The organism is Caulobacter sp. 602-1 (genome assembly GCF_003931565.1).
Lineage (GTDB): Bacteria > Pseudomonadota > Alphaproteobacteria > Caulobacterales > Caulobacteraceae > Caulobacter.
In genome coordinates, this window is the sequence record NZ_RRYI01000036.1 from 1 (window position 1) to 402 (window position 402).

General features: G+C 65.4%; 1 protein-coding gene. It reads left to right on the plus strand.

The window, feature by feature from the left end:
- Positions 1-402: IS3 family transposase (locus tag EIK80_RS25135; protein WP_148099125.1), on the plus strand; the 402-nt coding region annotated here is incomplete at both ends.

Here is a 402-nt window from a genome sequence, read left to right on the forward strand (position 1 = left end):
GACCGCGTCGGCTTTCTTCGCGGCCGAGCTCGACCGGCCAGCACGCTAATTACCCGGTTCATCGCCGATCATCAGGGCCACCGCGAGGGCCCCGATGGTTTGCGGTGGGGTGTCGAGTCGATCTGCACACAGCTGACCGAGCTGGGTGTGCCGATCGCCCCATCGACCTACTACGACCACATCAACCGGGAGCCCAGCCGCCGCGAGCTGCGCGATGGCGAACTCAAGGAGCACATCAGCCGCGTCCACGCCGCCAACTACGGTGTTTACGGTGCCCGCAAAGTGTGGCTAACCCTGAACCGTGAGGGCATCGAGGTGGCCAGATGCACCGTCGAACGGCTGATGACCAAACTCGGCCTGTCCGGGACCACCCGCGGCAAAGCCCGCAGGACCACGATCGCT